Raw genomic sequence first — 26,191 nt, 5'->3', positions numbered from 1 at the left:
GCTTCGAGAGCGATTCCTTGCTTCTTTTATTGACAGCGTCACCGGCAAGGCCGGGGTCCGCGACCTGTGGAAGCACGAGAACCTCGGCACCCACAAGAACAAGATCACCCGGACCCTGCCCGCCCACGGCTCCCGCCTCTTCACCGTCACCCCGCGCGGCGGCACACTCGCCACGACGGGCTACGAGGCCGAGTCCGCCGCCAACACCCTCTCCGGCAACGCCGCGCCCGCCGACTGCCCGTCCTGCTCCGGCGACCGCAAGGTCGGCGACCTCTACCTCGGCGGCAAGCTCACCTTCAACAAGGTCGTCGTCGACCGCCCCGGCACCTACCAGGTCAAGGTCGCCTACGTCAGCGGCGACGCCCGCCCGGTCGAGATCTCCGCGAACGGCGGCGAAGCCACCCGCCACACATTCCCCTCCACCGGCGACTGGGGCACCGTCGAGACGGTCAGCGTCCCGGTGCCCCTCAAGGCCGGGGCCAACACGATCACCTTCGACAGCGGCTCGGGCCACGCCCCGGACATCGACCGGATCGACGTGCCGAAGTCGTCCTGACGGCCATGATCGAGATGCTCGTCCCGTCGCGGCCGGGCAGGTGGAGAGCGTCGGAGGCCGCACCACTACCGTGTCGTACGCCGGGACCACCCGGACGAGCCGCCGCCCGCTCGGCGGCTCGCCGACCCTACGAGACCTCGCGCCGTGAGAGCGCCCGCCGACCGGCCGAAGGAGCGCCGACGATGCCCCGCACCGCACGCCCCCGCCGCAGTACCGCCCTGGCGGCCCTCTCCACCTGCCTCGTACTGGGCTGCGGAGCCGGTGCGACACCCCAGGGGGCCGAGCGGCCCCGGCCTCCCGCCGCCCCGGCGGAGCCAGGGGACGGCGTGGTCACCTGGGCCTCCTCGGCCGGACACATCGGCGAGGCGGTCGACGGCCGCGGCTACCGGCTGGTGGTGCACACCAGCGTCGGCGGCAGCGGCCTGCGGGTGCGGCTGTCCAACGCCTTCGGCGACCAGCCGGTGACCTTCGGCAACGTCCACGCCGGTCTGCAACGGGACGGAGCCGCGCTCGTACCCGGCAGCAACAGACGCCTGACCTTCGACGGCGCGCGCTCCGTCACCGTCCCCGCCGGCGGCATCGTCCACAGCGACCCGCTGCCCGGCCAGGTCCCCGCCGCGAGCTCGCTCGTCGTCAGCCTGTTCGTGGCCCGGGCGGGAGCCGCGCTCACCGGCCACTGGATGGCGATGCAGACGTCGTACACCGCCGAGGGCGACCACACCGCGGAGGAGAGCGCGGCCCACTGGAAACAGCGGACCGGCTCCTGGTTCTACCTCGACGCCGTCACCGTGCGGCCACGGTCCGCGGCGGGTGCCGTGGCCGCCCTGGGCGACTCCGTCACCGACGGCTGGCACTCCACCACCGACCTCAACCGGCGCTGGCCCGACTACCTCGCCCGCCGGCTGGCCAAGTCCCCCACGACGACCGTCGAAGGGGTGGCCAACGCGGGGATCGCCGGCAACAGGGTCCTGACCGACGGTGCCGGGCAGAGCGCCCTGAACCGCCTCTCGCGGGACGCGCTCTCGCTGCCGGGCGTGCGTACGGTCTTCCTCTTCCAGGGCGTCAACGACATCAAGCTCGAGCCGGGTGCCACGGCCGCCGGGCTGATCGCCGGATACCGCACGCTGATCGACCGGGTGCACGCGGCCGGCAAGTGCGTCGTGGCCTCCACCATCGCCCCCTTCAAGGGCTGGCAGGAATGGGACCCGGCCGGGGAGGCCGTGCGCCGGGAGGTCAACGCCTTCATCCGCAACAGCGGCGAGTTCGACGCGGTCGCCGACTTCGACCGCGTCCTGCGCAGCCCCTACGACCCCGAGCGGATGCTCCCCGTCTTCGACGGCGGCGACCATCTGCACCCCAACGACAAGGGGATGCGGGCGATGGCCGACGCCGTCGATCTAGAGAGCCTCGACTGCGGGAGCCGCTAGCCCCGGTCAGGGATACGCGACCAGATTCGCCACGTTCGTCGTCGAGTCGGACGGCCCGCCCCGGTCGTTGACGACGTGCCGGATGGTCCCGTTGCCGCCCAGGGAGACGGTCACCATGCTCCGGAAGCGGACGTTCGGACTGTTCGGCGCCTCGATGGCGTGCTCGGCCGTCACACTCGGGTTGACGTTGAAGTAGCAGTAGCTGCCGAGCCCGTACGCCTCGTGGCGCGTCACCGAGTTCGCCACCTTGTAGGCGGCGTAGCCCTGTGTGGACCCGTTCATCCACGCCGACTGGTTCGGCGGGTCGTACGGCATCTCGTTCTGGTAGAAGTACGTCCGGCCGCCGTCGCCGTTCCAGACCGTCTGGTGCTTCTGGTAGTGCTCGACGAACAGGCCGTACATCGTCACGTCGTCCCCGTTGACGACCAGGCCGGTGTCCGCGGTGTTGACGTTCCAGCCGACGCCGCTGCCGTGGTCGGCCCGCCAGATCCACAGATGGTCGCCGATCACGTCGTCACTGTTGATCGTCAGGCTGGTGCCGGCCTTGCCGACGGCGGCACCGCCCACCCGGAAGAACACGTCGTGCAGTGAGCTCGGGTTGGCGCCGTGGTCCGCCGACGAGCCACTCGGGCCCATCTCCAGCAACTGCGCCGAGTTGGTGGTGCCGGCGTCGACGAGCAGGCCGGCCAAGGCGACACCGTCCACGTCGGCGACGGTCATCGCGGTGATGCCGTTGTCGGGAATCAGCGTGGCCAGGCCGAGGCCCAGCACCACGGTGTTCGGCCGGGTCACCTTGAGGGTCTGGTCCAGGTGGTAGACGCCGGGCGTGACGAGCAGGTTCTTGCCCGCCGCCAGCGCCTCGTTCAGCTGCGCCGCCGTCGCGCCCGGCTTGACGACGAAGAAGTCCGACAGCGGCAGCGCAGCGCCGGCCGGCGTCCCCGCACCCCAGCTGACGCCGGTGGAGCCGGTGCGTACCGCCGGCACGAACACCTTCCAGGCCCCCGCGGAGTCGACGTACAGGAACGGCTTCTCCCTGACGACCGGGCTCTGCGCCACCGTCGTGTACGGCGGGTTGGGGAAGCTGGTGCCGGGCACGCCCTGGCTGCCGACGAAGACCATGTTCCAGTTCGAGCCGGTCCAGCCGCCGAGCCGGGAGTTGCGGGTCAGCCACTGCTGCTGCGAACCCGACCTGACCTGGCCGTCGATGAGCGTGTCGGCCATGTAGCCGCCACTGGACCAGCCGCCGTCGTCCAACTGGAGGTTGCCCCGCAGATGCATGCGCCGGTACGGAGCCGCCTGCGACACCGCCCAGCGGTCGGTGCCGGACGGCGGGGTGACCGACAGGTTCTCCGCCGCACGCCAGAAGTTCTGCGTGGCGTTGCCCTGGAACCAGTCGGCCTCGGCGTGCACCGCGCCCCGGATCGTCACGTCGTCGGGGGAGAGGCCGAGACCGGCGACCTGCGTGTAGTAGCCGACGTTGGCGTCGGCGTCGTAAGTGCCCGGCTTGAACAGGAAGGCCTTGCGGGCGCTGCCGAACTGGTTGGTCTCCTGCTGGGCGAAGGCGGCGTTCAGCGCGCCCTGGATCGTGGCGGCCGGCGTCGACGGGTCGAACACGGTGACGTTGGGGCCCAGGTCTGGCGTCCCCGGCGGCTGCTGGACGTCGACGGGGTTGACGAAGAACGACTGGGCGGCCGTCCCGTTGCAGGTGTACTGCTGGAGCTGGACACTGTCGTCGGCGGACGCGGACGGTACGTCGAGACACTTGCCGCTGTGGCGGTTGACGAAGTGGAAGGCGCCGCCGGGCTCGGCGACCGCCTGCCACTGCTGGTTGCCGCCACCCCCGAAGGCCCACAGCTGGACGGGGGCGCCGTCGGCGGCGGAGACGCCGGTCACGTCCCACACCTTGGCCGCGTCATTGCGGTTGCCGACCCTGACCTGGCCGGAACCCGTGTCCTGGAACTGCCACTGCTGCGCCTGACTTCCGTTGCAGGCGTACTGCTGTACGACGGTGCCGTCGACGGTCCCGGCGGCACGCGCGTCGACGCACTTGCCGCTGCCCTGGTTGACCACGGTGGCCCAGCTCGTGGGCAGCGCCGCCGCCTCGGCGGCCGGTGCCGGGTCGGGCTGTGCGACGGCGGCACCGGAACCGGTGACCGCGAGCGCGAAGGCGAGGAGCAGCGGACGCAGTCCGCGTCTGTGCGGGATTCCGAGCACGGAACTCTCCCGAGGGGGTGGGGGGTTGGGGGTCCCGGAGGGGACGGTGGTGACCGGTGAACCTAAAGGTCCGTACCAGATGCGTCAAGGCATAAGACAAGGTATGAAGCAAGTGAGGGCGGAGGCTGCCCCCAGGTCCGCCCGGCAGCCGGTCAGCCGGTCGTGCCGGTCAGCCCGACGCCGAGGGCTCAGGGGTGATCAGACCCTCCCGGTAGGCGATCGCCACCGCCTCGCCACGGCTCGACGCGCCCAGCTTGGCGAGGATGTTGGAGACATGGACGCTCGCCGTCTTGCCGCTGATGAACAGCTCGTCGCCGATCTGCCGGTTGCTGCGGCCGAGGGTGAGCAGCCGCAGTACCTCCTGCTCGCGTGCGGTGAGCGCGCCGGCCCGGTCGTCGGCGCCCGGTGTGTCCGAGAGCCGGCCGCGCCGGACCAGGGCGTCGACCTGCTCGCGCAGCGGTATGGCGCCGAGGGCGTCGGCGGTCTCCCGGACCGCCCGGGCCTCCGCCACCGCCTCCTCGCGACGCCCGGCCGCCACCAGGGCCTCGGCGTACCGCAACCGGCAGCGCGCCCGCTCGTAGACATCGCCGTAGCCGAACGCCGTCACCGCCGCCGACCAGGCCGCCGCGTCCGGCCCCGACACGACCCGGACCCACTCCGCCTCTGCCCGGGCCAGCCACGCCTGCCCCTCGGGACCCTGGGGCGTGCCGTTCTCGCCGTGAGCGGCGATGGCCCGTGCCTGTTCCACCAGTTCGGTCGCGGTGTCCGTCCAGCGGCCGGCCCCGGCCTGGTCGCCGGCCAGCCGCAGCCCGGCGGCCGCGTCGGCCACCGCGGACAGCGCCAGGGCGGCGAGCCGGACCGTGACGCCCGGGCGGGGGACCGCCTCGTCCGCCAGGGCCGTGACCGTGGACCGCATCCACCGCACCGCGTCCTCGGGATCACGGCGCAGTCCCGCGGCATCGGTGAGCACGATGCCCGCGACCAGGGTGGCCATCCAGTCGAAGGGCCCCTCCAGCAGGGCACGCGCCCGGTCGGCGGCCGCGAGATCGCCGCGCGCCAGCATCACGTACAGCGCGGGACCGATTGCGTGGCCACCTGCCGCCGGCAGTACCTCGGCGTCGCTCGCCGCCGCGCGCACGCACTCGTCCCAGCGGCCCAGCACATGCAGCACCAGCAGTCGCAGATACCGCATCTCCAGCGGGTACGGCGAAGACAACAGTCCGGCGCGCCGGGCCCGGTCCAGGCCCTCGGTCAGCCAGGGCACGCACTCCGCCAGGGCACCGGACTCGTAGCAGCCCATCGCCAGGTTGAACAGGGCCCGCAGCTCCACGGGAGCGTTGCCCGAACTCCGGGCAAGGTCCCGCGCTTTGAGCAGCCGCTCACGACCCTCCGGGCCACGCCGCCCGTCCCCGTCGAAAACGGCCAGCGAGATCAGCAGGTCCGCCTGGGCGTCGGTCACCCGCAGCCGCTCCGCCACCCCCAGGGCCCGGCGGGCGACCCGCAGCGCGGTCTCGTTCTCCCCGACGTGGCGTGCGGCCAGGACATGGGTGGCCGCCGCCCAGACCCACGTACGTGACGGAGGATCCTCGGGGATCATCCCCAGGGCCTCGCTGCTGAAGGCGAACGCCGCCGTCAGGCTGTCCACGCTCAGCAGATTCCCGGCGAGGGTGTAGCGGACCCGGGCGGCGAGTTCGGAGTCGGTGTCCTGGCCGAGCTCGCCCAGCGCGGACCGGCTGAGGGAGACCGCGCGGTGCAGCTCCCCGGCGTGCGCGGCGGCCGCCGAGGCGCGCAGTGTCAGCGTCACCCGGTCGACGCCCCCGCCCGAGGGCCGGGCCTCGGGACCCACCGCCGGCCACAGATCAAGGGCCGCTTCGAGATGCCGCTGCTCCTCGGCGGGCGCACCGACCCGCTGTGCGTGGTCGGCCGCCTCCAGGGATGCGGCCAGGGCCTCGGCGAGCTCGTGGCTCTCCCGGTAGTGGTGGGCGCGCTCGGCAGCGCTCTCGGAGGTCCGGCCGCGCCCGGCGAGCAGCCGCGCGAACGCGCCGTGCAGTCTCGCCCGCTCCCCGGGAAGCAGGTCGGCGTAGACGGCCTCACGGGCGAGGGCGTGCCGGAAGGAGTACGTGTCGTCGTCCCCGGCCACGAGAAGCTGCCGTCCCACCGCCTCGCGCAGCGCCGACTCCAGTTCCTCCTCGGGCAGCCCGACCGCCTCCCGCAGCACATCGTGCTCCACCCGGCGCCCGGCGACGGCCGCGGTCCGCAGCACCTGCTGCGCGGTGTCGGAGAGCTGCTCGAAGCGGATCAGCAGCACATCGGCGAGTCCGCCGGGCACCCCGGCGGGCTCCGAGTCGGTGGCCGCGAGCAGTTCCTCCGCGTAGAAGGCGTTCCCCTCGGCGCGCTCCACGATCCGCCGCACGGTGGTGTCCGGCAGCGGCCGGTCCTCCAGGGCACGCACCAGCCGGGCCACATCGGGATCGGCCAGCGGCCGCAACTCCAGCCGCTCCACGGCGGGCAGCCGTATCAACTCCGCCAGCAGCGGCCGCAGCGGATGCCGTCGGTGCAGGTCGTCGGCCCGGTACGAGGCGAGGACCGCCAGCCGGTGCCGGAGCACACCCCGGCCGAGCAGGAACCGCAGCAGGTCCCGCGACGACTGGTCGGCCCAGTGCAGATCCTCCAGCACGAGCAGCAACGGGGCGACATCCGCCACATCGGCCAGCAGCCCCGCCATCCCCTCGAACAGCCGCAACCGCCCGTCCACGTCCCGCACGCCACCGGTCCCGGCCCCCAGCAACCGCTCGACCACGGGGTGCGCGGCGAGAACGCCCGCGAACCGCTCGTCGGCGGCCAGCACTCCGAGAATCTCGGTGAACGGCAGATACGGCAGCCCGACGTCCCCGAGATCCACACAGTGTCCGGTGACCACGGTCATGCCGCTCGCAGCCGCCCGCCCGGCCATCTCGTTCAGCACCCGCGTCTTGCCGACTCCTGCGTCCCCGGCGACCAGCACGGCCCGAGCCTCACCGGCACGAGCACGCTCCAATACGCCGGAAAGCCGGGCGAGTTCGGCGTCCCGTCCGACAACCGGCGTGACCAACGAAGCCTGCGGCACTGAACCAACCTTCTTCTCTTAGGGGCGCGGGGAACTGCGCGATCAACCCCCAACAACCCGCAGCCGCCACCGAACAGACAGCCCCGAGCTCCTAGGCCCGCAACACCTTCGCCCAATCAACCGGCACCCGCCCCGCAGGCCCCGGCGTCGGCTGATCCGCAGGATGACTCACGGGCGGGGCCAGTTCAGGCCCGGCCTCGTACAACTCGTTCGCCGAGTAGTCCCAGTACCAGTTCTCACCGGGCTCGAAGCTCTGCACGAAAGGATGCCCGGTAGCCCGGAAATGCCCCGTCGCATGCTTCGCGGGCGAACTGTCGCAGCACCCCACATGCCCGCACTGCGCACACCGCCGCAGATGGAACCACCATCCCCCACCCGCATCGCACTCGACGCACCCGTTGCCGCTCGGCGGCACGCCCGGGTCGATTCCGTTGTCACCACTCATGAAGGCTCCTCCTCGACCGATGTAAGCGGAAGCAGCACCTGGAACCGTGTGTCCCCCGGCTCCGACTCCACCTGAAGGCTGCCGTGGTGCTTGTTGACCACGATCCGCCAGGAGATGTCGAGCCCGAGCCCGGTCCCCTCACCGACGGGCTTCGTCGTGAAGAAGGGATCGAAGATCCGCCCCTGGTCCGCCGCCGGGATCCCGACGCCCGTGTCCCGGAACTCCACCAGCAGCCGGTCGTGGTCCGGCGCCGTCCGCACGGTCAACGTCCCTTCGCCACCCGCGCTGTTGATGGCCGAGACCGCGTTGTCGATCAGGTTCGTCCACACCTGGTTGAGCTCCGCCGGGTACGCCGGGATGCTCGGCAGCGTGCGGTCGTACTCCTTGACGACCTTGATCTGCTTGCCGATCTTGCCCGACAGCATCAGCAGGGTGCTGTCGAGGAGTTCGTGCACATCGGCGTTCTGGAAGGGCGCCCGGTCGAGCTGCGAGTACTGCTTCGCCGCGTCGACGAGATGCGAGATGCGCGTGGTCGAGTCGTTGATCTCGTCCATCAGCAGCTCGGTCTCGACGGTGTAGTTCAGCCACCCGATCGCACTCGGCAGGATCTCCTCGTCCACGGCCGCCGCGACCTGGTCCAGCCAGTCCACGTCGAGCCCGGCCTGGACGAAGGTGGGCGCGATCCGCCAGCCGTCCGGGATGCCCTGGTCGTCGAGCCAGTCGCTGAGCGCGTCCTCCCGGTCGGAGGCCTCCAGCGGACTCAGCGTGGGCGCCTTGGCGACCCGCTCGGCGGTGCGCTCCTGGAGGTCGATGAGGTTCGCCATGACCTCGGGGGAGTACGAACCCTGCGCGATGATGGCCAGCTTGTGCCGCATCTTGCCGACCCGCTCCCGCAGGGTCGCGGTAGCCCGTACGGCCGCCGCCGCGGGGTTGTTGAGCTCGTGGGTGAGCCCCGCGGACAACGAGCCCAGCGCCAGCAGCCGTTCGCGCTGCCCGATGGCCCGCTGGGTGCTCTTGGAACCGAAGAACAGCCCCTCCAGCAGATGCACCGCCATCGGGAACCACTCCTGCATGATGTCCGCGAACGTGTCGGCGGGCAGCACGAAGAACCGCGTCGGCTCGGTGACGCGCATGGAGTTGTTGTAGACCTGCCGCACCCGGTCGCCCAGATACGCCTGCATGGACCCCGCGTACACCCCGCGCTGGGAGGTCCGGGTCACCTCCACGTCGTCCCCGCCCACCCGGCGGTACAGCACGACCGTGCCCTCGAGCATCACGTAGAAGCAGGTGGCGGGTTCGCCCTCGGTGTACACCGGCCCGGGCTCGAACCGTTCCACCCGCCCCTCGCCGCACAGCCTGCCGAGCTGCTCGGGCGTGAGCTTCTCGAACAGGAACAGCGCCCCGATCTCCTGGGGGCTGCACGGCATCGACTGCCCGCTCATGACTGCTCCAGATACCGGTGGACGAGCATCACGGCCATGGCTCCCTCTCCGACGGCGGACGCCACGCGCTTGGCGGACTCGGCACGGGCGTCGCCCGCCACGAACACGCCGGGCACGTTCGTCTCCAGGTGGTACGGCGGCCGGTCCAGCTCCCAGCTCTCCGGCGGACGGCCGTCGGGGGTCAGGTCGGGCCCGGCGAGGATGAAACCGCGCTCGTCCCGCAGCACCGTGCCGTCCAGCCAGTCGGTCAGCGGGGCCGCGCCGATGAACACGAACACCCACTGCGCGTCGACCTGTTCGGTGTGCCCGCTGTCCACGTCCCGCAGGGTCAGCTGTTCCAGGTGGCCGTCGCCGTGCGCGGCCTCGACGACCGTGCGGGAGCGCACCTGGATGTTGGGTGCCTCGTCTATCTGCTGGATGAGGTAGTGCGACATCGAGGCCGACAGCGACGGGCCGCGCACCAGCAGCGTCACCGACTTGGCGCCCCGGGACAGGTACATCGCCGCCTGCCCGGCGGAGTTGGCGCCGCCCACGATGTACACGTCCTGCCCCTGGCAGGAGGGGGCCTCCGTCAGCGCCGACCCGTAGAACACCCCGCACCCGGTCAGGTCGTCGCAGCCGGGCGCGGCCAGCTGCCGGTACGACACGCCGGTCGCCAGGATCACGCTGTGCGCGGCGACCGCCGAGCCGTCGGAGAACCGTACGATCCGGGCGGCGCCGTTGACCTCCAGCGCCGTCACCTCACGCGCGGTGAGGATCTCGGCGCCGAACTTCCCCGCCTGCCGCCGCGCCCGGTCGGTGAGCTGCGCACCCGACACACCGTCGGGGAAGCCCAGGTAGTTCTCGATGCGTGAGCTCTGTCCCGCCTGCCCGCCGGTCGCCGACCGCTCCACCAGCACCGTGCGCAGCCCCTCGGAGGCACCGTAGACGGCGGCGCCGAGCCCGGCAGGGCCGCCGCCGATCACGACCAGGTCGTAGAAGTCGGCCGTCGGGGTCGTCGCCAGACCGACCCGGGCGGCGAGGTCGACGGCCTCCGGTTCGACCAGGGGCGTACCGTCCGGCGTGATCACCACCGGCAGCCGCATCCCGTCCGTGCCGGCCGCGGCCAGCAGCCGCCGGCCCTCCGGTTCTTCGGCGGAGTACCAGCGGTACGGCACCTGGTTGCGGGCCAGGAACTCCCGTATGTCCGAGGAGCGTGACGACCAGCGGTGCCCCACCACCTTGGTACTGGGCACGGGCCGGAAGTCGCTCGTCCGCCACGCCTGGAGCAGATCGTCGAGCACCGGGTAGAGCTTCTCCTCGGGTGGGTCCCACGGCTTGAGGAGGTAGTGGTCGAGGTCGACGACGTTGATCGCGTCGATCGCCGCGTTGGTGTCCGCGTACGCCGTCAGCAGCACCCGCCGCGCGCCCGGGTACACGTCCAGGGCCTGTTCGAGGAACTCGATGCCGTTCATCTGCGGCATCCGGTAGTCGGCCAGGATCACCGCCACGAGATCGCCGCGCAGCTTCAGCTCCCGCAGCGCGTCGAGCGCGGACTCGCCGGACTCCGCGCGCACGATCCGGTACGACGCTCCGTACCGCCGCCGCAGATCCCGGGCCACGGCCCGGGAGACCCCCGGGTCGTCGTCCACGGTCATGATGACGGTCCGTGCCGCGTCGGCGGCCTGTGCCATACGTCCCCCACACCGGGCGGTCGACTACCGGTACGGGGCCCCGGGGCACCGCACCGACCTTCGCCCATCGTATGTTCGATCGCCGCGCCGCGCTCCGATACGGAGATCAGCTCCGGCTGCCTCGGTTCACCATCGGGGGGTAGTGAAGACGGAGCAGCACGCAGTGACTTTCCACAGGGAGGCAGCCGGATGACATGCCCGATCACCGCAGGGGTCGACGGATCGCGGGAGAGTCTTGCCGCTCTGTCCTGGGCGGCCCGGGAGGCGGTGCGGCGCGGGCAGGCACTGCGGGTGCTGCACGCCTGGCGGCCCCAGCCGCAGGAGGCGCTCGGAGCGGGGATCGCCGGGGACGCCGACAGCCAGGCGGAGTGGGTGCGCGACGCGGTGACCGAGGCCGTGCGGACCGTCACCGAACGGCACCCGGACCTCGACGTGACCACCGACGTCGTGGAGGGGCCGGCCGTCGACACCCTGGTCGCCGCCGCTGCCGACGCCGAGCTGCTGGTGCTGGGCTCGCGCGGGCACGGGCGGATCGTCGGATTCCTGCTCGGCTCGGTCGGCCAGCAGGTGATCGCCGGGGCCGCCCGGCCCGTCGTGCTCGTCCGGGCCGGCGACGAGCCCTCGGCCGAGGCCGCCGGGCGCGAGATCGTCGTGGGCCAGCAGGGCGACCCGGAGGACAGCGCCGACGCACTGCGGTTCGCCTTCGAGACGGCGGCCGCGCGCGGGGCGACCGTGCGGGTCGTACGGGCCTGGACCCTGCCGCCCGTGTTCGCCTACAGCCCGGGCTCGCTGAAGCTCCTCGACGAGGCCGGGGGACTGGAGCCGTACGAGAGGAAGGGCCTGGACGCGGCGGTCCGGCCGTGGCGGGAACGCTTTCCCGACGTGCCGGTGACGGAGCACGTGGAGATGGGCAGCGCCGGCCAGGTCCTGCTGTCGGTGGCGGGAACGGCCCAGCTGATGGTCGTGGGCCGCCGGGCGCACCGTACGGCCGTCGGCGCCCGGATCGGCTCGGTGGCGCACGGGGTGCTGCACCACGCGGACTGCCCGGTCGCCGTGGTGCCGCACGCCTGACGGCCGCGGCGGCTCAGTCCGCGGTCGGCTGCAGGGTCTTGCGGGCCTTGGGCAGGATGTTCTGGATGTAGTCCTCGACCGCGGTGTCGATGCCGATGTCGTGCTGGGCCCGCTCGGACATGTACCAGCGGTGTTCGAGGAGCTGGTGGTAGATCTCCGCCGGGTCCACGGCACCGCGCAGCTCGGGCGGCACGGCCCGCACGGTGGGCCGGAACACCTCCCGCACCCAGCGGTGGGCCAGCACTTCCGGGCGGGCCCCCAGGGGGTCGCCCGGCGCGTAGTCGTCCTGGGTCGCCATCCAGCTCTCCAGGTCGTTCAGCAGCCGCCGGGCCTGGTTCTCCTCCGTGTCGAGGCCGGTCAGGCGCAGCAACTGCCGCTGGTGGTGGCCGGCGTCGACGACCTTGGGCACGAAGCTGACCGTGTCACCGTTCGAGGCGTGCTCGATCTGCATCTCGGCGACGTCGAAGCCGAGTTCGTTCAAGCGGCGGATCCGGCGCTCGATGTGCTGGTACTTGCCGGCCGGGTAGACGGAGGTGCGGGTCAGTTCGTCCCACAGGCCGCGGTAGCGGGCACAGATCTCCATGCCGAACTCGATGGGGTCCACGGAGGGGTGCAGCGCCCCGGACGCCTCCAGGTCCAGCAGCTCCCCGCTGATGTTCACCCGGGCGAGGTCCAGGTCGTACTCGCGCTGTCCGACGCTGAGCTGCGGATGCAGATCACCGGTCTCGGCGTCCACCAGATAGGCGGCGTAGGCACCCGCGTCCCGCCGGAAGAGGGTGTTGGACAGCGAGCAGTCGCCCCAGGCGAACCCGGCCAGGTGGAGCCGCACCAGCAGCACGGCGAGGGCGTCCATCAGCCGGTGCATGGTGGCCGGGCGCATGGTCGTCTCGAACATCGAGCGATACGGCATCGAGCCGCCCAGATGGCGGGTGACCAGGACGCTCTCCAGCGGGGCGCCGTCCGCGGCGGTGCGGCCGGTCACCACGGCGAGGGGGTCCACCGACGGGATGCCGAGCCGGTCCAGGTCCCGGAGCATGTCGTACTCGCGCTGCGCGGGCCGCGCGGCCAGTTCCTTGACGGCGATCACCTCGTCGCCGGCCCGGGAGTAGCGCACCACGTGCCGGGAGATACCGCGCGGCAGGGGCACGAGGTACTCCTCCGGCCACTCCTCCAGGGGCACGTCCCACGGCAGTTCCAGCAGGAGCGCGGGATGCTCCGGGTTGGTCGCGCTGATCTGCAGTGCCATGGGCCGGGTGTCCTTGTCTCGCCGCCGATCGTCACATCAGATTAAAGGGCGCGCTCGCGGGCCCGCAGAGCGGCGTCCCTCACCGGACCGCGGTGGACCGGCCCGTGCCCGGGCAGCAGCAGCTCGCCCTCCAGCTCCGCGAGCAGATCCAGGGAGGCCACGGCACGCGGGCGCTCGTGGTGGAACATGTCCGGCAGCAGCTGCGGTCCCTCGATCCGCGAGGTGGGGTGCCCGCTGACCAGGGCGTCGCCGGAGATCAGCACGCCGGTGCCCGGCACGTGGTAGGCGCAGTGCCCGTCGGTGTGGCCCGGCGTGTGCACCGGCACGGGCCGGCCCGGCAGGTCCAGGGCACCCGCCGACGGGAACGGCTCGGGGGCCGTGACCGGGTTGTGCGTCGTGCCGCCGGAGCGCAGCGCGTGCACCACCCACGGCAGCACACCGGGCCGCCAGCCGTTCCGCAGCACTGTCCCGACGGACACCTGGTGCAGGAACTCCCGGCGCGCGTGCGGCACTTCGGCCTCGTGCAGGTACACGGGCGTGCCGTACGTGGCGCGCAGGTACTCGGCGGAACCCAGGTGGTCGTTGTGCGCGTGCGTGATCAGCACGGCCGCGACCGCCTCAGGGGAGCCGCCCACCTCCGCGAGCGAGGCGAGGACCTGCTCGCGGTCGCCGGGGTACCCGGTGTCGACCAGTGTGACGGCGTCCCCCTCCGTGAGGATCACCCAGTTGGTGTTGGAGCCGTGCACCAGATAGGTGCCGTCCGCGACTTGCCGTACGTCTGCCCGCATGATCGCCCCGCGTTGTGTGGTCCCAGCCCGACGAGAGAAGGAAAGCAGACCCCGCGGCAGGCGGAATCGCCGGGTCCGCCTCAAGGGGCCCGCGCGACAGGGCGGTTCGGGCCGCCTCAGTTCACGCCGTGCGGGCGGAACTGGATGCTGATGCGCGGCCCCGTCGCCCGTGTGCTCTTGGGGACGGAGTGCTCCCAGGTGCGCTGGCAGGTGCCGCCCATCACGACGAGGTCGCCGTGGCCCAGTGGGCGGCGCACGGTGTCGCGGCCGCCGCGCATCGGGCGCAGCAGCAGGTCCCGGGGTGCTCCCACCGACAGGATGGCGACCATCGTGTCCTCGCGGGCACCGCGTCCGATCCGGTCGCCGTGCCAGGCCACACTGTCCCGGCCGTCGCGGTAGTAGCAGAGCCCGGCCGTGGTGAACGGCTCGCCGAGTTCGCCGGCGTAGTGGGCGGACAGGGCGCCCCGCGCCTCGTCCAGTACCGGGTGCGGCAGCGGGTCGTCCGCGCCGTAGAACGCGAGCAGCCGGGGGACGTCGACGACGTGGTCGTACATCGTGCGCCGCTCCGCCCGCCAGGGCACCTCGGCTGCCAGCTGTTCGAACAGGTCGTCGGAACCGCCGAGCCATGCGGGCAGGACGTCGAGCCAGGCGCCGAAACCGAGGTCGGTCCGGCTGATCCCGTCGAGAGGACCGAGGCGCAGCTCGTCGGTCTGGTCGAAGAGGGAGCCCTGGAGGTGCATGCGCCCAGCCTACCCCGTAATCGAAAATATGTTCCATCGGAACGGAGGGGCTTCTCCGTGCGAGGCTTTCGATACACCGATGTATCGAATACAGTCATGTATCGAAAGGGGGCCGGACATGGCCGTGGAGGGAACGACGGGGCGTGTGACCAGGCGCCGGGTACGCACGCGGGCCAACCTCCTGGACGCGGCGTTCTCCGTGTTCGCGGCCAAGGGCTTCGGTCATGTCTCCATCGAGGAGGTCTGCGAGGCCGCCGGCTACAGCCGAGGCGCCTTCTACTCCAACTTCTCCAGCCTCGACGAGCTGTTCTTCGCCCTCTACCGCGAGCGGGCCGACCTGATCGCGGAACAGGTGTCGGGGGCCCTCGCCCTCGACGGGCCCGGCCTCGACGTGCCGGCCGCCGTGGACCGGGTCACCGACGTGCTGCTCCTCGACCGGGACTGGCTCTTGGTGAAGACGGACTTCCTCGTGCACGCGGCCCGCGACCCGGACGTGGCTCGCAGCCTGCTCGAACACCGCGCACGACTGCGGCAGGCGATCGCCGACCGGCTCGGCCGGGCCCGCGGGCACACCGCACTGCCCGCCGTACTGGGCGACACGGACGGCGCCGCCCGTGCCGTGGTCGCGGCGTACGACGGCGTCACCACACAACTGCTGCTGGACCGGGACGTCGAACACGCCCGCGTCTGGCTGAAGCAACTGCTCACGGCCCTGCTGACCGACGGCAGCGGCACCCCCGATCACAGGCAGAACTGAGGAAGGGAACGGTCGCCATGGATGCCGACGCCATCGTCGTAGGAGCGGGCCTGGCCGGCCTGGTCGCGGCACACGAGCTGACCAGCAAGGGCCGCAGGGTCGCCCTCGTCGACCAGGAGAACGCCGCCAACCTCGGGGGACAGGCCTTCTGGTCCTTCGGCGGGCTGTTCCTCGTCGACTCGCCGCAGCAGCGGCGCCTGGGCATCAAGGACTCCTTCGACCTCGCCTGGAGCGACTGGCGGGGCAGCGCCGGCTTCGACCGGCTGGAGGACGAGGACTCCTGGGCCGTGCGCTGGGCGCGCGCCTACGTCGAGTTCGCCGCGGGGGAGAAGCGGTCCTGGCTGGACGGGCACGGCATCACGTTCCTGCCCACCGTCGGCTGGGCCGAGCGCGGCGACCTCACGGCGCACGGGCACGGCAACACCGTGCCCCGCTTCCACGTCGCCTGGGGCACCGGCACCGGCGTCGTCGAACCGTTCGTCCGCTACGCCAAGCAGGCCGCGCGCGACGGGCTGCTCACCTTCCACCACCGCCACCGCGTCGACGAACTGGTCGTCGAGGACGGCACCGCCCGGGGCGTGCGCGGCACGGTCCTGGCCGAGGACTCCTCACCCCGCGGCGTCGCCTCCAACCGCGACTCGATCGGCGAGTTCGAACTCACCGCCCAGGCCGTCATCGTCACCAGCGGCGGCATCGGCGCGAACCACGACATCGTCCGCCGCTACTGGCCCGAGCGCCTCGGCACCCCGCCGCAGGAGATGGTCACCGGCGTCCCCGCCTACGTCGACGGGCGGATGCTCGACATCAGCGCCGAGGCGGGCGTACGGCTGGTCAACCGCGACCGCATGTGGCACTACACCGAGGGCCTGCGGAACTGGGACCCGATCTGGCCCGGCCACGGCATCCGCATCCTGCCCGGGCCGTCCTCGATGTGGTTCGACGCCCTCGGCCGGCGCCTGCCCGGGCCCTGCCTGCCCGGCTACGACACCCTCGGCACCCTGAAGCATCTGCGCACCACCGAGGACATCGCCGGGTACGACCACTCCTGGTTCATCCTCACTCAGAAGATCATCGAGAAGGAGTTCGCGTTGTCGGGCTCCGAGCAGAACCCCGACATCACCGCCAAGGACCGCGCCGGGTTCCTCAAGGAACGCATCCTCGGCAAGGGCGCGCCCGGACCGGTCGACGCGTTCCTGCGCAAGGGCGCCGACTTCGTGACCGCGCCCAGCGTCGAACAGCTCGTCGCGAAGATGAACGACCTCACCGACAAGCCGCTCCTCGACACGGCCGGGATCAAGCGCCAGATCGAGGCGCGCGACCTGCAGATCGCCAACCCCTACGCCAAGGACGCCCAGGTGCAGGGCATCCGCAACGCCCGCCGCTACATCGGCGACCGCCTCGGCCGGGTCGCCACCCCGCACCGCATCCTCGACCCGGCGGCCGGCCCCCTGATCGGCGTCAAGCTGCACATCCTCACCCGCAAGACCCTCGGCGGCATCCAGACCGACCTCGACTCCCGCGCCCTCGGGGCCGACGGCAAGCCGGTGGAGGGGCTGTACGCGGCCGGCGAGGTCGCCGGATTCGGCGGCGGCGGGGTCCACGGCTACAACGCGCTGGAGGGCACCTTCCTCGGCGGCTGCCTCTTCTCGGGCCGGGCCGCGGGCCGGGCGGCGGCGAAGCAGACCGCCTGACGGGCCCGGGCCCGCCTCCTCAGCCTTCGAGGAGGCGGGCCAGAACCGTCGCGTGGCTCCGCTCCGGCGTCTTGGACGCGGTCAGCAGCGTCACATCGCCCTCGTGGACCAGGTCCCGCACCCGGCCGAGGAGTTCGGCGGCCTCGTCGCCGGCGAGCTCCGCCTCGTACCGCCCGGCGAACTCCTCGTAGGAGGCCTCGCCCGCGTGGTACCAGCGGCGCAGCTCCGTCGACGGGGTGATCGCCTTCGGCCACTCGTCCACTTGGGCCGTGGCCTTCGAGAGTCCCCGCGGCCACAGCCGGTCGACCAGGACGCGCGTCCCGTCGTCCGGCTCGGGCGGATCGTAGACACGGCGGACGCGCACGCTCATGGCCGGCCCCTTCTGTACGGACGGGTCTGCCGCGAGCGTAACCCCGGCCGCACCGAACGGCCGGTGGAGGGACGTCAGCCGGAGCGGCGCCGGGCTGCCGCGCGCCGCTTCAGCGCACGCCGTTCCGTCTCGCTCGTGCCGCCCCAGACACCGATGGACTGCCCCGTGTCCATGGCCCATTGCAGGCACTCCTCCTGGACGGGGCAGCGCCGGCACACCGACTTGGCCTGCTCCGTCTGCAGCAGGGCCGGGCCCGTGGTGCCGATCGGGAAGAAGAGCTCGGGGTCCTCGTGCCGGCAGGCAGCGTGGTCTCGCCAGTTGTCCATCGAAGTCACCTGCATCACAGTAGAAACGTGCCCGTTCGGATGCTTACTCCTTTTCGGGTCACCTGTCGATGCCTCGTGAAACAAATACGCCCGGACAACCGTTCACTGCTCGCGCATGCCCCAGGGCGAGCCGTAGGCCGTCAGCAGGTCCAGGAACGGGCCGGCCGGGAACGCCTCCGGGCCGAGGACGCCCGTGCCGGACCAGGCGCCGGTGGCGAGGAGTTCGAGCGCGACGACCGGGTTGACGGCGGTCTGCCACACCACGGCCTGGCTGCCGTACTCCGTCATGGACCACTGGTTGTCGACCACGTGGTACAGGTACACCTCGCGCGGCTTCCCGTCCTTGACGCCCCGCACCCAGGTGCCCGCACACGTCTTGCCGTGCATCCGCTCGCCCAGGGTCGCCGGGTCGGGCAGGCACGCGGCGACCACGTCCCGGGGCGATACCGCCACCGGGCCGTCCGGCCCCGGCACGGTCACCGGGTCGGTGCGGTCCAGACCCAGCAGGTGCAGTGTCTTCAGCGTCTCCACGAACTCCCGGCCCAGGCCGTACTTGAAGGTGACCCGGCGGGCGTCGACCCAGCGCGGGACGAGCAGCACCTCCTCGTGCTCCACGTTGACGCACTCGACCGGGCCGATGCCCTCGGGGAAGTCGAAGACCTCGGGCTCGCTGAAGGGCGCGGTGGTGAACCAGCCGCGGCCGGCCTCGTAGACGACCGGCGGGTTGAGGCATTCCTCGATGGTGGTCCAGATGCTGAACGAGGGCGCGAAGTCGTAGCCGTCGACGGTCAGGTCGGCGCCGTCGCGGATGCCGATCTCCTCGATCTCGTCGAAGAGTTCGTCGGCGGCGTACCGCGCGAAGACGTCCGACAGGCCCGGCTCCACCCCCATGCCGACGAGGGCCAGCACCCCCTCCTTCTCCCATTCGGCCGCCTGCGCGAACTGCTCGTCGCCGAGCTTCACCCCGCACTCCGCGTACGGCCGGTCCTCGTGCGGGTGGGACAGCGACATCGCCATGTCGAGATAGGTGGCGCCCGAGGCCCGGGTCGCGCGGAACAGGGGCATCACGAAACGGGGGTCCGTGGCGTTGAGCAGGACGTCGCAGCGGTGCCGCGCCAGCAGGCGGGCCACCGCCGCATCGTCGCCGGCGTCCACCTGTTCGGCGGTGAACCGCCCGTCGCCGCCGAGCGCGTCGACCGCCGCCTCGGCCCGGGCCGGGGCGTAGTCGGCCACCACCATCGCCTCGAAGAACGGTCGCCGGGCCGCGATACGGGTGATCGCGCCGCCCACACCGCCGGCGCCCACGAGCAGTACACGCATGACAGAAACTCCCTATTTGCGAAGAACGTGACGGGCCCTTGAGGAGATGAAACGCCGCCCTGTGTCTTAAGGTCAATGGCGTTGGCATAAGGAGGGAGCCGTCGTGCCGAAGCCCGTGGTGCCCGAGGAGAAACGCCGCCGCCGCAGGCCCACCAAGAGCGGCACCGTGCTGTCCGAGGAGCTGATCGTCGAGACGGCGCTGCGCATGCTGCACGAACACGGCAGCGCGGGACTGACCGCCCGCAGGCTCGGCCTGGCCCTGGACGCCGACCCGAGCACGCTCTACCGGTACTTCCGGGGCATGGACGACCTGACGCTCGCCATCGGCGACGCGCTGATCGGGCAGGCGCTCGGCGGCTGGGCGCCCACGGGGGAGTGGCGGGCGGACCTGCGGGCCGTCGGGCTGCGCATCCACGCCGCGTACGTGGCGCATCCGCAGGCGGCCGTGCTCACCGCCAGCCGTGTCTCGGGCCGGGCCCACGAACTCGCCGCCGACGAGGCGGTCCTGGACGTCCTGCGCACGGCGGGCTTCCCGCTGCCGGACGCGGTGCGGGTCTACCACGCCTTCGTCGACACCACACTGGCCTTCGCCGCACTCGACGCCGCCTCGCTGGCGCTGCCCACCGCCTCACTGCACGCCGACGAGGAGATGTGGCGCTCGACGTACGCACGCCTGCCCGCCACCACCCATCCCCGCATCGCGGAAGCGGCACCCCTGCTCGCCACCCGCATGCTGACCAGCGCCTATCCGACGGCCCTCGACATGCTGCTGCACAGCGCGGCGGCGCAGCTGGACAGCATCGGGGAGTAGGGCGGCACGCCTCAGCCGCGCAGCGCCTCCGCGGCGGTCGCCGTCACCGTCTCCGCGACCTGCGCCAGCGCCGGGGAGTCGAGCTTCCACTGCTGCCAGTACAGGGGAACATCGACCGTCCGGTCCGGGGCGAGTCCGACGAGCCTGCCGGTGCGCAGCAGAGGGTCCGCCTGGGCCTCGGGCACCAGGCCCCAGCCCAGTCCGGCGGCCACCGCGTCGACGAATCCCTCCGAGGTCGGTACGTAGTGCCGCAGCGCGCTCGCACCGCTCCGCCCCCGGGTGAGCCGCCGGACGAAGCCGTCCTGGAAGTCGTCCCTGCGGTCGAAGGTCACGACGGGCACGTCGAGAAGCACCTGCTCCAAGGGGCCGCCGAGGTGGCGTGCGGTGAAGTCCGGAGCGGCCACCGGGACGTAGCGCATCCGCCCGAGGGCCCGCACCGAGCAGCCCGGCACGGCGTCCGGCGACGAGGTCACCGCGGCCATCACCACCCCCTCCCGCAGCAGCGCCGCCGTGTGGTCCTCGTCCTCGCGGCGCAGCTCGAAGTAGAGCCGCAGCTCCTCCGGCACGCGCGTGAGCACCCCGAGGAACCAGGTGGCCAGCGAGTCCGCGTTCACCGCCACCGAGACCCGGGTCGGCTCGCCCGTACCGCTCAGACCCAGCTCGGCGTACGCGTCGCGCTCCAGCCGCGCCACCTGGCGGGCCAGCCGCACCAGCACCTCGCCCGACTCGGTGGGCCGCACCGGCTTGGTCCGCAGCAGCAGGACCCGCCCCGTGCGCTGCTCCAGCGCCTTCACGCGCTGGCTGATCGCCGACGGCGTCACATGCAGCGCGGCCGCCGCCGCGTCGAAGGTGCCCTCGTCCACGACCGCGAGCAGGGTCCGCACCTGGTCCAGAGGCAGGTCCGCCATCACCGAGTTCATCACGTGCGCTAATGATACGTAAGAATCTTTAGCTGTACCCGGAGCGGGTCCGTCCGTAGCGTCAAGGCCATGACCAGCACCATCACCGCCGCAGCCGCGGGATTCGGCACCGGACTGTCCCTCATCGTCGCCATCGGCGCGCAGAACGCCTTCGTCCTGCGCCAGGGGATCCGCCGCGACGCCGTCCTCGCCGTCGTCGGCATCTGCGCCCTGTCCGACGCCGCCCTCATCACGCTCGGGGTCGGCGGGGTCGGCGCGGTGGTGGTGACGTGGCCGGGCGCGCTGACGGCGGTCGGCTGGGTCGGCGGCGCGTTCCTGCTCTGCTACGGCGCCCTGGCCGCCCGCCGGGTGTTCCGGGCGGACGGCGGCGCGCTGCGGGCGGAGGGGGAGGCCGCCGGATCACGCCGCCGGGCCGTGCTCACGTGCCTTGCGATGACCTGGCTCAATCCGCACGTCTACCTCGACACCGTGTTCCTGCTGGGCTCCGTCGCCGCCGACCACGGCCCGCTGCGCTGGACGTTCGGCCTCGGCGCCGTGCTGGCCAGCCTGTGCTGGTTCACCGCACTCGGCTTCGGCGCCCGGCTGCTCGGCCGTCACCTCGCCAAGCCCGCCGCCTGGCGCGTCATGGACGGCCTGGTCGCCGCCACCATGATCGTGCTCGGTGCCGCGCTCATCGCCGGAAGCTGACACCTCGGCTCCGGGGCGCTCGGCGGCTGGTGGGATAGTGATCCCCGGCCGGGTAGATGTAGCGAGCATCCAGGAAGCGGCGAGTGGACACGAGCGAGAGCAGGACGGAAGAGCGGGATCCGGCGCCGGAGGCACCCCGGCGCCGTGGCTGGCGCCGCTGGGCCATGGACACCCGCCCGCTGCGCCGCCCCGCCTACCGGCGGCTGTGGGGCTCGACCATCGTCACGGCCGTCGGCAGCCAGCTCACCGCCGTAGCCGTGCCCAAGCAGATCTACGACATCACCGGCTCCTCGGCCTGGGTGGGCGCGGCGAGCCTGGCGGGCCTCGTGCCCCTGATCGTGTTCGCGCTGTGGGGCGGGGCGATCGCCGACAGCATGGACCGGCGCAAGCTGTTGCTGATCACCAACAGCGGCATCGCAGTCACCTCGCTGCTGTTCTGGCTCCAGGCCTTCGCCGGTCTGGAGTCGGTCGCCGCGCTCATGGTGCTGCTCGCGATGCAGCAGGCCTTCTGGGGCCTGAACGCACCGGCCCGCACCGCCTCCATCGCCCGCCTGGTCCCCGAGGACGAACTGCCCGCGGCGGGCGCCCTCGGCTCGACGGTGATGCAGACCGGCCAGGTGGCAGGCCCCCTGCTCGCCGGGGCCCTCATCCCCGTGATCGGCCTGCCCGAGCTCTATCTGATCGACGCCCTGGCCCTGTGCGTCACGGTGTGGGCGGTGTACCGGCTGCCGTCGCTGCCGCCCCTGGCCGGCACGGGAAAACGCCGCGCGGGCGTACGGGAGATCGCCGCCGGATTCCGCTACATCTCCGGGCACACCGTGCTGTTGCTGTCGTTCCTCGCCGACATCATCGCCATGGTCCTCGGCATGCCGCGCGCCCTGTTCCCGCAGCTCGCCGCCCAGACCTACGCCCCGTACGGCGAAGGGCTCGCGCTGGGCCTGCTGTTCGCGGCGATCCCCATCGGCGCCGTGCTCGGCGGCCTGTTCTCCGGCACCTTCTCCCGGGCGCGCAGGCACGGCTGGATGGTCATCGGGGCGGTGGTCGCGTGGGGTGTGGCCATCGCGGGCTTCGGGCTGAGCAGCAGTCTGTGGGTCGGGGTGGCGTTCCTCGCCGTGGCCGGTGTGGCCGACATGGTCTCGATGGTCTTCCGGGGAGCGATCCTGCTGTCCGCCGCCACCGACGAGATGCGCGGGCGCATGCAGGGCGTCTTCACCGTCGTCGTGGCGGGCGGCCCGCGCCTCGCCGACGTGCTGCACGGTACGGCGGGCTCCGCCTTCGGCCCCCGCACCGCCGTCACGGGCGGCGGCCTGCTGGTCGTCGTCGTGATGCTGGCCCTGGCCGCGGCGGTACCGGCGCTGCGCCGCTACCGCGTCTGATGTCTCACAGGGCCCCTCGCCGGTGCAGTGTGTACTGCTCCATCAGCTTGCCCCGGGTCATCTCCAGCCGGTGCGCGAGCACCTCGGCGACCGACCGCACCAGCATCAGCCCCAGCTTGGAATCCTCCTCGCACAGCTCCAGCACGGCCGCCGCGTCGAACTCGTAGGCCCGTACGGGACTGAACGCCACCGCGCCGAAGTCCCAGGTGTGCGGAGGGAACAGCCAGGACCAGCCGAGCAGGTCGCCCGCGCCGAGGCTGGCCACGGTCACCCGTTGCAGGGAGTTGACCTCCTGATCCAGGGAGACCGCACCGGAGCGGATGACCCAGAAGCGGTCGGCCGCGCCGCCCGCCTCGAAGATCCGGGTGTCCTCGGGGAAGGACACCTCCCGCGCGAGCGTCATCAGACGCTGCCGCTGCGGCGGAGGCAGGGCGGTCAGGAGTTTGATCGCTTTGGTCATGACGCGGAGCTCCTCGCCGGGCGGTCGACTTCCGGTGCTTTCTCCCTACGCCCATTTCAGCCGCTGGCGGGGCGTAGGGCACCTCGGCGTGCACAACTTTCTCCGGGCATGAAAAAGCCCTGGCTGGACGGGGGAGACCAGCCAGGGCCGTTTAGCGGTGATGCACGGAGGACCACGGGTTCGACTCCGCCACCACGTATGAATGAACGATAAACCATCCACGGGCCGTGTGTGCACCCGAGACAGGGTCGGGTGACCCGTTTCACCTCGGAGTCACCGCGCGCTCCGGGCGACGACCCGGACCGTATCGAGCTCCGCGTCCGTGGGATCGGGGAGGTGCATACCCGCCGCCGGCCCGGTGCGCAGATACGCCGGCACCGGCTCGGTGAGGCGTTCACCCGGGAGGACGGCCGGGATACCGGGCGGATACGGAGTGATCATCTCCGCCGCGACCCGTCCGGCCGCCTCGGCCACCGGCGCGTCCTCTGCAGGGCCGAAGAACGCGTCACGGGGCAGCACCACCTGCTCCATGCGCAGCTCAGCGGGCGACGGCACCTCCACCCGCGGCACCCGGGGCAGATCCCGCGCGGCCCGCGCGAGGTCGCGCAGCGCCTCCAGCAGCTGCCCGGTCGTCTCCCGGTCGTCGCCGTGGGTGATCTGCATGCCGATGCGGCGGTGGTCCACCAGATGCGCGTCGATGTGCCGGTGCTCGCGTAGCCAGTCCGCCGCCCGGAAGCCCGTGATCCCGAGCCCGGTGAGATCGATGACGCCGGGCAGCGGGTCGAAGTCGTCGGAGAGGCCCGGGCCGCAGAAGTCCCGCCGGTCGTTGACGTGCAGCCCGTCGATCTCCTCGATGGCGGACCGGACCTCGGCCGCGAGACCCAGCGCGCCGCCCATCAGCTCCTCGCCGCGCAGCGCCATCTGCCGCCGCCAGCTGTCCAGACCGGCGAAGATCAGCACTGACGGACTGGTGGTGCCGAGCAGGTCCGCGCGCATCCCCAGCAGCTGCGCCGGGACCAGGTCGCCCTGCAGATGGAAGACGGAGCCCTGTTCCAGGCCGCTGCCCATCTTGTGGATGCTCGTCACGCAGATGTCCGCGCCCGCGTCCATCGCCCAGGACGGCAGATCGGCGTGGAACGGCAGATGCGCGCCCACGCCTCGTCCACGATCAGCGGTCGCGTACGCCGGTGACACACCCCGGCGATCGCGCGGAGGTCCCGCGCAACCGCCGTAAGGCGTGGGGCTCGTGACCAGGGCGCCCCGAGCGTCCGGGTGGGTCTCGAAGGCCCGCTCGAAGTCCTCGGCGGACGGCGGATGGGCCAGTTTCCGCTCGGTGTCCCAGCGGGGCACGACCCAGACGGGTTCGATACCGGACAGGATCAGCCCCGACACCACCGACTTGTGCGCGTCACGCCCGATCAGCAGCTTCTCGTGCGGTCCCGCGACCGACAGCATGGCCGCCTTCACCGACAGGGAACTGCCGCACGTACTGAAGAACGTGTGCTCGGCGTGCACCGCGTCGGCCATCAGCTCCTGCGCCCGCCGCAGCACCCGGCCCCGGGTCAGCCGGTCGTCCAGACCGCCCGAGGCCAGCACGTCGCCGTGGAACACCGCGTCTCCGAGGACCTCCCGGACCATCGGATCGGCGCCGCGCGCCTGCTTGTGCCCGGGCGGTGTGAACGACAGATGCCCCTTGCGGCGGTCCGGCACCGGGTACGGGCCCGCCCGGTCAGCCCTCCGGACTGTGTTTGCCGGGAGTCAGGATCTCGTCCAGCACCCTGACCACCGCCTCGTAGGACATCCCTCGCACGGTCGCGTCCCTGGCCCCCTTCGGGTCGGTCGCCCCCAGTTCCTCGCTCCTGGCACGCCACGTCCGCTCCTCCCGCAACGCGCAGGTCCTCGCGCGTCGGATGCGCCGCAGCAGTTCGTCCGAGTCCACCACATCGGTCATGCACCCCGCCTACCCACGCAACGCGCCGAGATGGCATCGACCGGCGGCCGTTCGGGCGCTTTTCGGCAGGAGGAGGCGGACCGGAGGTTTGCAGGTGCGGGGAGAGGTCAGCCGAAGAGAAGAGACCCGCGGCGCTCGCGGAGGTGCGCGCCACGAACGCCGCGGCAGGTTGAAGGAAGCAGCGGGCACCGTGAGCCCCAGGCGTGCCCGTGCGGGCGGCTACGGAACGCGGGCCGGACCCGGCTTCCCGTCTTCACCGACCAGGGAGCTGAAGGATGTGCGATGAGCACATGATCGAATCCGTATTCGGGCCGCTCGGCGCGGACCGGGCCCGGCCGTACAAACCCGCCGAGGCGCGCCGTGCCGTGGAGCGAGCCGTGGCCGAACGCTGCCGCGCCACCCACACCCCGTGCGACGCGGACGCCCTGTCCGACGCGCTGCTCGTCGTCTCGGAACTGACGACCAACGCGATCCTGCACGGCGGCGGCGTCACCGACTTCCGGGTCGACGTCGACGGCCCCGGCGTGCGAGTCTCGGTGAGCGACAGCAGTGACGAACTGCCCGTGACCGCGCCGCCCACCGATCCGCACGGACGGCTGCGGCACGGGGGCCACGGCTGGCCCATCGTGTGCCGGCTCTCCCGCGACGTCCGCGTCTCGGACCTGCCCGCCGGCGGCAAGTGCATCACCGCCGTCGTACCCCTCGCCTGAATCCCGGGTGCCGGCTCCCGGGCAGATTGCACAGCAAAGTGGAGTTTGTTCCACCGGGGGCAGGGCAGTCGCAAACTCGTGCTTCGGACCGGAGGCGCGCCAGC

23 protein-coding genes and 1 pseudogene are annotated in these 26,191 nt (G+C 72.0%); 9 read left to right on the top strand and 15 right to left on the bottom strand.

Going from position 1 to position 26,191, the window contains the following annotated elements; translation table 11 throughout:
• Window positions 1–40 precede the first annotated feature (40 nt).
• Window positions 41–556 (top strand): annotated as a pseudogene (locus OHU35_RS01485) (carbohydrate-binding protein); the annotation flags it as partial.
• 182 nt (window positions 557–738) lie between these two features.
• On the top strand, window positions 739–1,983 hold the full coding sequence (locus OHU35_RS01480; RefSeq protein WP_405504259.1) for an SGNH/GDSL hydrolase family protein: 1,245 nt from the start codon (window positions 739–741) through the stop codon (window positions 1,981–1,983).
• Window positions 1,984–1,989: 6 nt separating this feature from the next.
• On the opposite strand, the gene OHU35_RS01475 is transcribed toward OHU35_RS01480, so the two are convergent.
• The 5 genes from OHU35_RS01475 to OHU35_RS01455 all read right to left on the bottom strand — a co-directional run bounded on the left by OHU35_RS01475 (window position 1,990) and on the right by OHU35_RS01455 (window position 10,863).
• Window positions 1,990–4,197, bottom strand: a complete 2,208-nt coding sequence (locus OHU35_RS01475) for an RICIN domain-containing protein (protein WP_405504257.1) — start codon at window positions 4,195–4,197, stop codon at window positions 1,990–1,992.
• A gap of 169 nt (window positions 4,198–4,366) precedes the next feature.
• Window positions 4,367–7,303 (bottom strand): AAA family ATPase, encoded by a 2,937-nt coding sequence (locus tag OHU35_RS01470; protein WP_405504255.1) that lies wholly within the window; start codon window positions 7,301–7,303, stop codon window positions 4,367–4,369.
• A gap of 91 nt (window positions 7,304–7,394) precedes the next feature.
• Window positions 7,395–7,748 (bottom strand): UBP-type zinc finger domain-containing protein, encoded by a 354-nt coding sequence (locus OHU35_RS01465; RefSeq protein ID WP_189725409.1) that lies wholly within the window; start codon window positions 7,746–7,748, stop codon window positions 7,395–7,397.
• Window positions 7,745–9,190, bottom strand: coding sequence for an ATP-binding protein (locus tag OHU35_RS01460; RefSeq protein WP_359894440.1), 1,446 nt, complete (start codon window positions 9,188–9,190; stop codon window positions 7,745–7,747). Before OHU35_RS01460 ends, OHU35_RS01465 begins: the two co-directional genes overlap by 4 nt.
• Entirely contained in the window at window positions 9,187–10,863 is a 1,677-nt protein-coding gene (locus tag OHU35_RS01455) for an FAD-dependent oxidoreductase (RefSeq protein WP_405504253.1), read from the bottom strand. Before OHU35_RS01455 ends, OHU35_RS01460 begins: the two co-directional genes overlap by 4 nt.
• Window positions 10,864–11,052: 189 nt before the next feature.
• Between OHU35_RS01455 and OHU35_RS01450 the strand changes: the two genes are divergently transcribed.
• A complete protein-coding gene (locus OHU35_RS01450; protein WP_405504251.1) occupies window positions 11,053–11,934 on the top strand; it encodes a universal stress protein in 882 nt (293 codons plus the stop codon).
• 13 nt (window positions 11,935–11,947) lie between these two features.
• On the opposite strand, the gene OHU35_RS01445 is transcribed toward OHU35_RS01450, so the two are convergent.
• The 3 genes from OHU35_RS01445 to OHU35_RS01435 form a co-directional block, all read right to left on the bottom strand.
• A complete protein-coding gene (locus tag OHU35_RS01445; RefSeq protein ID WP_189725413.1) occupies window positions 11,948–13,180 on the bottom strand; it encodes a DUF4032 domain-containing protein in 1,233 nt (410 codons plus the stop codon).
• A gap of 41 nt (window positions 13,181–13,221) precedes the next feature.
• Window positions 13,222–13,968, bottom strand: a complete 747-nt coding sequence (locus OHU35_RS01440; RefSeq protein WP_189725414.1) for an MBL fold metallo-hydrolase — start codon at window positions 13,966–13,968, stop codon at window positions 13,222–13,224.
• A gap of 116 nt (window positions 13,969–14,084) precedes the next feature.
• On the bottom strand, window positions 14,085–14,708 hold the full coding sequence (locus OHU35_RS01435; RefSeq protein WP_189725415.1) for an alpha-ketoglutarate-dependent dioxygenase AlkB: 624 nt from the start codon (window positions 14,706–14,708) through the stop codon (window positions 14,085–14,087).
• Window positions 14,709–14,826: 118 nt separating this feature from the next.
• Between OHU35_RS01435 and OHU35_RS01430 the strand changes: the two genes are divergently transcribed.
• Window positions 14,827–15,465 carry a TetR/AcrR family transcriptional regulator gene (locus tag OHU35_RS01430; RefSeq protein WP_189725416.1) on the top strand — a complete coding sequence of 213 codons (639 nt, stop codon included), beginning with the start codon at window positions 14,827–14,829 and terminating at the stop codon, window positions 15,463–15,465.
• A gap of 17 nt (window positions 15,466–15,482) precedes the next feature.
• The gene (locus OHU35_RS01425) at window positions 15,483–17,156 is read left to right on the top strand and encodes an FAD-binding dehydrogenase (RefSeq protein WP_405504248.1); all 1,674 of its coding nucleotides are present in this window, start codon (window positions 15,483–15,485) and stop codon (window positions 17,154–17,156) included.
• A 19-nt stretch (window positions 17,157–17,175) separates the two neighbouring features.
• Here the strand turns inward: OHU35_RS01425 and OHU35_RS01420 are convergent, their stop codons facing one another.
• The 3 genes from OHU35_RS01420 to OHU35_RS01410 form a co-directional block, all read right to left on the bottom strand.
• Window positions 17,176–17,526, bottom strand: coding sequence for a DUF488 domain-containing protein (locus tag OHU35_RS01420; RefSeq protein ID WP_189725418.1), 351 nt, complete (start codon window positions 17,524–17,526; stop codon window positions 17,176–17,178).
• A gap of 74 nt (window positions 17,527–17,600) precedes the next feature.
• Window positions 17,601–17,852, bottom strand: coding sequence for a WhiB family transcriptional regulator (locus OHU35_RS01415; protein WP_184586444.1), 252 nt, complete (start codon window positions 17,850–17,852; stop codon window positions 17,601–17,603).
• 102 nt (window positions 17,853–17,954) lie between these two features.
• The gene (locus OHU35_RS01410; protein ID WP_405504246.1) at window positions 17,955–19,172 is read right to left on the bottom strand and encodes a saccharopine dehydrogenase family protein; all 1,218 of its coding nucleotides are present in this window, start codon (window positions 19,170–19,172) and stop codon (window positions 17,955–17,957) included.
• A gap of 103 nt (window positions 19,173–19,275) precedes the next feature.
• Here OHU35_RS01410 and OHU35_RS01405 point away from each other — a divergent pair, with 103 nt between their 5' ends.
• Window positions 19,276–19,983 (top strand): TetR/AcrR family transcriptional regulator, encoded by a 708-nt coding sequence (locus tag OHU35_RS01405; RefSeq protein ID WP_189725420.1) that lies wholly within the window; start codon window positions 19,276–19,278, stop codon window positions 19,981–19,983.
• 11 nt (window positions 19,984–19,994) lie between these two features.
• Here OHU35_RS01405 and OHU35_RS01400 read toward each other — a convergent pair whose 3' ends face one another.
• The gene (locus tag OHU35_RS01400) at window positions 19,995–20,903 is read right to left on the bottom strand and encodes a LysR family transcriptional regulator ArgP (protein WP_229873053.1); all 909 of its coding nucleotides are present in this window, start codon (window positions 20,901–20,903) and stop codon (window positions 19,995–19,997) included.
• A 69-nt stretch (window positions 20,904–20,972) separates the two neighbouring features.
• Between OHU35_RS01400 and OHU35_RS01395 the strand changes: the two genes are divergently transcribed.
• A complete protein-coding gene (locus OHU35_RS01395) occupies window positions 20,973–21,590 on the top strand; it encodes a LysE/ArgO family amino acid transporter (protein WP_359894426.1) in 618 nt (205 codons plus the stop codon).
• Window positions 21,591–21,673: 83 nt separating this feature from the next.
• The gene (locus OHU35_RS01390; protein ID WP_359894424.1) at window positions 21,674–22,966 is read left to right on the top strand and encodes an MFS transporter; all 1,293 of its coding nucleotides are present in this window, start codon (window positions 21,674–21,676) and stop codon (window positions 22,964–22,966) included.
• Window positions 22,967–22,970: 4 nt separating this feature from the next.
• Here OHU35_RS01390 and OHU35_RS01385 read toward each other — a convergent pair whose 3' ends face one another.
• The 3 genes from OHU35_RS01385 to OHU35_RS01375 all read right to left on the bottom strand — a co-directional run bounded on the left by OHU35_RS01385 (window position 22,971) and on the right by OHU35_RS01375 (window position 25,377).
• Window positions 22,971–23,426, bottom strand: a complete 456-nt coding sequence (locus OHU35_RS01385) for a cyclic nucleotide-binding domain-containing protein (RefSeq protein WP_189725423.1) — start codon at window positions 23,424–23,426, stop codon at window positions 22,971–22,973.
• Window positions 23,427–23,699: 273 nt separating this feature from the next.
• Window positions 23,700–25,136, bottom strand: a complete 1,437-nt coding sequence (locus OHU35_RS01380; protein WP_405504242.1) for an aminotransferase class I/II-fold pyridoxal phosphate-dependent enzyme — start codon at window positions 25,134–25,136, stop codon at window positions 23,700–23,702.
• Window positions 25,137–25,155: 19 nt separating this feature from the next.
• Entirely contained in the window at window positions 25,156–25,377 is a 222-nt protein-coding gene (locus tag OHU35_RS01375; RefSeq protein ID WP_189725424.1) for a hypothetical protein, read from the bottom strand.
• Window positions 25,378–25,652: 275 nt separating this feature from the next.
• Here OHU35_RS01375 and OHU35_RS01370 point away from each other — a divergent pair, with 275 nt between their 5' ends.
• Window positions 25,653–26,087 (top strand): ATP-binding protein, encoded by a 435-nt coding sequence (locus OHU35_RS01370; protein ID WP_189725425.1) that lies wholly within the window; start codon window positions 25,653–25,655, stop codon window positions 26,085–26,087.
• The last annotated feature ends 104 nt before the right edge of the window (window positions 26,088–26,191 follow it).

Origin of the sequence: Streptomyces purpurascens (genome assembly GCF_045040895.1) — a bacterium.
GTDB lineage: Bacteria > Actinomycetota > Actinomycetes > Streptomycetales > Streptomycetaceae > Streptomyces > Streptomyces purpurascens.
The sequence above is the reverse complement of the archived record's forward strand: the minus strand, read 5'-3'. Positions and strand labels throughout refer to the sequence as shown.

Coding starts and splice junctions, on each gene's coding strand:
- OHU35_RS01480 (WP_405504259.1), top strand. CDS start 739: ATGCCCCGCACCGCACGCCCCCGCCGCAGTACCGCCCTGGCGGCCCTC.
- OHU35_RS01465 (WP_189725409.1), bottom strand. CDS start 7,748: ATGAGTGGTGACAACGGAATCGACCCGGGCGTGCCGCCGAGCGGCAAC.
- OHU35_RS01460 (WP_359894440.1), bottom strand. CDS start 9,190: ATGAGCGGGCAGTCGATGCCGTGCAGCCCCCAGGAGATCGGGGCGCTG.
- OHU35_RS01455 (WP_405504253.1), bottom strand. CDS start 10,863: ATGGCACAGGCCGCCGACGCGGCACGGACCGTCATCATGACCGTGGAC.
- OHU35_RS01450 (WP_405504251.1), top strand. CDS start 11,053: ATGACATGCCCGATCACCGCAGGGGTCGACGGATCGCGGGAGAGTCTT.
- OHU35_RS01445 (WP_189725413.1), bottom strand. CDS start 13,180: ATGGCACTGCAGATCAGCGCGACCAACCCGGAGCATCCCGCGCTCCTG.
- OHU35_RS01440 (WP_189725414.1), bottom strand. CDS start 13,968: ATGCGGGCAGACGTACGGCAAGTCGCGGACGGCACCTATCTGGTGCAC.
- OHU35_RS01435 (WP_189725415.1), bottom strand. CDS start 14,708: ATGCACCTCCAGGGCTCCCTCTTCGACCAGACCGACGAGCTGCGCCTC.
- OHU35_RS01430 (WP_189725416.1), top strand. CDS start 14,827: ATGGCCGTGGAGGGAACGACGGGGCGTGTGACCAGGCGCCGGGTACGC.
- OHU35_RS01425 (WP_405504248.1), top strand. CDS start 15,483: ATGGATGCCGACGCCATCGTCGTAGGAGCGGGCCTGGCCGGCCTGGTC.
- OHU35_RS01420 (WP_189725418.1), bottom strand. CDS start 17,526: ATGAGCGTGCGCGTCCGCCGTGTCTACGATCCGCCCGAGCCGGACGAC.
- OHU35_RS01415 (WP_184586444.1), bottom strand. CDS start 17,852: ATGGACAACTGGCGAGACCACGCTGCCTGCCGGCACGAGGACCCCGAG.
- OHU35_RS01410 (WP_405504246.1), bottom strand. CDS start 19,172: ATGCGTGTACTGCTCGTGGGCGCCGGCGGTGTGGGCGGCGCGATCACC.
- OHU35_RS01400 (WP_229873053.1), bottom strand. CDS start 20,903: ATGAACTCGGTGATGGCGGACCTGCCTCTGGACCAGGTGCGGACCCTG.
- OHU35_RS01395 (WP_359894426.1), top strand. CDS start 20,973: ATGACCAGCACCATCACCGCCGCAGCCGCGGGATTCGGCACCGGACTG.
- OHU35_RS01385 (WP_189725423.1), bottom strand. CDS start 23,426: ATGACCAAAGCGATCAAACTCCTGACCGCCCTGCCTCCGCCGCAGCGG.
- OHU35_RS01375 (WP_189725424.1), bottom strand. CDS start 25,377: ATGACCGATGTGGTGGACTCGGACGAACTGCTGCGGCGCATCCGACGC.
- OHU35_RS01370 (WP_189725425.1), top strand. CDS start 25,653: ATGTGCGATGAGCACATGATCGAATCCGTATTCGGGCCGCTCGGCGCG.